This is a genomic window from Moraxella sp. CTOTU48268 (assembly GCF_032069585.1).
Lineage (GTDB): Bacteria > Pseudomonadota > Gammaproteobacteria > Pseudomonadales > Moraxellaceae > Faucicola > Faucicola cinerea.
This window is the reverse complement of sequence record NZ_DAMALV010000068.1, coordinates 1-3,759: the sequence shown is the minus strand read 5'-3', so window position 1 is coordinate 3,759 and position 3,759 is coordinate 1. Positions and strand designations below refer to the sequence as shown.

General features: G+C 43.4%; 3 protein-coding genes and 1 pseudogene. 1 reads left to right on the top strand and 3 read right to left on the bottom strand.

Annotated features, from left to right (window positions below; translation table 11 throughout):
* Nucleotides 1-14: 14 nt before the first annotated feature.
* Nucleotides 15-449, bottom strand: a complete 435-nt coding sequence (locus tag RT143_RS12095; RefSeq protein ID WP_313093312.1) for a DMT family transporter — start codon at nt 447-449, stop codon at nt 15-17.
* A 151-nt stretch (nt 450-600) separates the two neighbouring features.
* Nucleotides 601-1,248: an MFS transporter gene (locus tag RT143_RS12090; protein ID WP_313093314.1), complete on the bottom strand. Its 648-nt coding sequence runs from the start codon at nt 1,246-1,248 to the stop codon at nt 601-603.
* Between the two features lie 245 nt (nt 1,249-1,493).
* Here RT143_RS12090 and RT143_RS12085 point away from each other — a divergent pair.
* Nucleotides 1,494-1,727: pseudogene (locus RT143_RS12085) on the top strand (helicase-related protein); the annotation flags it as partial.
* Nucleotides 1,728-1,866: 139 nt separating this feature from the next.
* Here the strand turns inward: RT143_RS12085 and RT143_RS12080 are convergent.
* Nucleotides 1,867-3,759, bottom strand: a 1,893-nt coding sequence (locus RT143_RS12080) for an acyl-CoA synthetase (RefSeq protein ID WP_313093310.1), incomplete at its 5' end; no start/stop codon positions are given.

Here is a 3,759-nt window from a genome sequence, read left to right as displayed (position 1 = left end):
TCAAAATTTCCTCATTATGTTCTTTTGTATATTAAATGTTCAACACAACCTAATAAAAAAAATGCCAATACCAAACTAAAAATCGGCGCCGTATATAGTAGCGATACGGCAATGCCCGCGCCCACAAAATTGACCGCGATAAAATAGCAAACCGTCATGCCTAACACACCAATCAACGATTGTAGGCTCAACTGCAATATCTCGCCAAATGACAACTGCCTAATGGATGTCCACAACGATGGCAATAATATCAGTAGCATCATAGCAGCGGTCACCACTCTTAAAATGGCAATTTGCACACTATCAAAACCCAGTTGATGTAGATAAGTGGTAAAGATACCCAGCGTGCCCCAACAGATAGCCGCCACAATGACTTGCAAGCCACCCATCGTCGCATGATTGCGCGTGTTAGGGGATTGGTTGGTAGCGAAAGCAGGTTTACGAGTCACTGGCAATTCCTAAAAAATGGGGGATAAAAAAAGTGATTCTAGCAAACAAGGTTGGCTAAAACCACTTTGGGAAAAAACTTAAATTAACTTCATGGGGTTATTGATAACCGTGGTTAATCCACTATTTTTTTAACGTTTTTCTAACGTCTTTCTAACCTTTTTCTAGCATCGACACACTATCGGATTTTTTATACATCACCGTTGCTACCAGCGCAATTACGCTTGCTATCACCAATAACCAAGCTGGCGCGATTTGACTGCCTGTTTTGCTCATTAACCAAGTTGCCATCAAGGGAGTTGTGCCGCCGAGTAGGGCATTGGCTGAATTAAAGGTGAAAGCAAAACCTGAATAACGTACCTCGACTGGGAAAATCTCACTTAAAAATGCCGGTAGTGTACCGTCATTGACGGATAATAAGAGCGAGAACACCAGTTGAATCAACACAATGGTTAAAAACCCACCCAGGCTTAGCATATGAAACAAAGGCACTGTCAACGCGATAAACAATACAGATGCGATGATCAGCATGGTTTTCCGACCGTATTTATCGCCAATATGTCCCCAAAAAATATCCCCAAACGGACGGACAATAAAGGATAGCACAAAAATTGCATAAGTTGACATCAATGCGACGGTTGCATCGGTTTTAGCAAAAAATACGCTAGCGATGACAGTGGCAAAATAGCCATACGATGCGTAATCAAACCACTCGACAAAGTTACCAATAAAACTGGCTTTGGCGGCTTTTTTGAGTAACACAGGATCTTTAACATACGGCTCGGCAGCTGGTTGTTGCATTGCTACGGCAGTGGGTGAAAGTGCAAAAGTTGTCATTTAGTTTCCCCTTGGTTGGTAGTAAGTCATGCTAAAGTAAGCTAACTGATAATGTTATGCGCAGGACCATAGGCGAAGCCTGTGATATTGTCAGCGCCTGTTTCAGTTAAAACCAAAATATCATGTTCACGATAACCGCCTGCCCCTGCCATACTCCTCACTGCTCGTCATGAGCAATACTGTAATTATTGGGTTTGGTATAATATGTCAGCCAAAAACGTAGCGAGGCGATTGAGACATTCCAATCGGGGCAAGTGCCTGTATTTTTGATTAGCCTAAAAGCAGGCGGCGTGAGACTAAACCTGACCGCCGCCGACACGGTGATTCATTATAACCCTTGGTGGAATCCTGCCGCCAAACTTGCTCAATCTATTGTAAGCACCGACCATGAAGGCAATATCAAGCTGAGTGAAGATGAGTGGCTAGGGTTGTTTGACAAGTTTTTAGGATATGTGTTGATGGGTATGATTCATAGAAATCGTTTCAATTTAACGTTTTCTTAACATTTTCTATGAATCATACATATTACCGCTTGTCTTGTACCATCGCTTAATCAGGTGGTTGCTTTGATCAGTTAAAAACCTATTCATCCCACTGCCAATGAATAGCTAACTGGTCTAACACTGTCTTGGCTTGGGGTTGATGTGACGCATCGCCCTCTAGCTTGACTAGTACAATGAACCCATAAGTAGGGTCGTCTTTGCTGCTGACGGTAGCCTTGATATGATGTTGTTGCAGTAATTCACTGACAGCCATCACGGTCGCTTGACGTTTTAGTGCAGGTTTAAATACTTTACCCACTGCCGTTAAAGGTAATGCATCAATCACGTAGATGGCTTTAGGAATCGCCGCTTTTTCACCAATGTTTTGTTGGCAAAATTGCATGAGTTTGTCAGTGTCTAAGCTGACACCCGGCTTAGGGGCAACGAATAAAACAGGTAACTCGCCTGTATAGCTATCAGGCTTACCAATGGCAGCACAGCCGGCTACCCCGTCATATTGATAAACCACCTCTTCTATCATTTTTGGGTCAATATTGTGTCCCCCACGGATAATTAACTCTTTTTTTCTACCCGTCAAGAAAAAGTAGCCGTCTGCATCTTGATAGCCCAAATCGCCGGAATTAAACCAAGTTTGATTGTCAGTGTCAGTTACCCAAATCCCTTGATTTTGCTGCGCCAAATAATAGCCGACAAACACATTATCGCCGCTAATACAAATATTGCCCACCTCGCCTGTGCTGGCAACTCGCACAAACTTGCCATGATCATCAAGTATCATCACTTGCATAGGCTGATACGGGAAACGTAGCCCTATTGAACCAATTTTCTTCTCCCCAAATCTTGGATTGGCTGAACTACCACAATTGCCTTCCGTCATACCATACGCTTCAATGATTTGTACCCCTGTTTGTTTTTCAAATTGCTTGAATACTTCTATCGGCATCGGGGCTGCGCCACACAAACACTGCTTTAAACTAGCAATATCATGGTCGCCAATAGGTAGATTTAATAATCCAGCAAAAAGCGTAGGCACACCACTAAAAAAACTCACGCGATAATGCGCAATAATCGCCCAAAAATTTGCCATAACCCCATCGCCGCGATAGCCCTCTGGCGAAACTAGCAGAATTTCACCACCCATCGATAATGGTAACGATCCTGTGACCATGACGGCATTGACGTGAAATAGCGGCAGTCCACACAGCACGACATTACCTTGATTTAGCATGTCTTCACCAAACAATGCCCGCGCTTGCAAGACATTGGCGACTTCATTTTTATGATTGCGCATGGCAATTTTGGGCGTGCCAGTTGTACCACCGGTTCCAAAGAATGAAGATAGCTCCTCAGCCACAATGGTACGGGGGTTAATTAATCTATCTTTAGGCTGGTTTGCCATTCCCGTGTAAAAATCATGATAGGTGATCGTCTGTGGTAACTGCTGTACAAATTCTTTACTTGTATCTGGCAAGGTTATATTAAGTTGATGCGCAACATGATGAGCAATTGTCACCCCAATGATATGCTGCAAACTTGGGGTAAGCTTGGCAACCGCTACGGCCTTGTCCCAAAGCTGCGGCTTGTTATCTTGGCTTGGTATTGGCGCAAGCGTGATCAGAAACGTTGCTTTGACTTCATTTAATAAGCCAGCAATCACAGACGGTTCAAGCAATGGGTTAATCGGAAAAATAATACCCGTTGCCTCACCGCCCCAGATACAAAAGTGAGTTTCGGGTAAATTTGGCAACAATATCGCGATGACCGTATCTTTATCGGCGCCCAACGAATAAAGCATATTAGCCGTTTGACGTATATATGCCAATAGTTCCCGATAGCTATAGCTTGTGCTGTTTTGATACTGCGTAGCATTCAAAACAAAGGTAAGGGCTTTTTTATCACCAAACTGAGCTTCGCTCTCACATAGCATCTGATAGGTGCTGCTAGGCAGGTTTAAAGGAAAATTTTGTTCATA

Excerpts from the sequence above, each read along its gene's own strand:
- RT143_RS12090 (WP_313093314.1), bottom strand. The coding sequence starts at position 1,248 with ATGCAACAACCAGCTGCCGAGCCGTATGTTAAAGATCCTGTGTTACTC.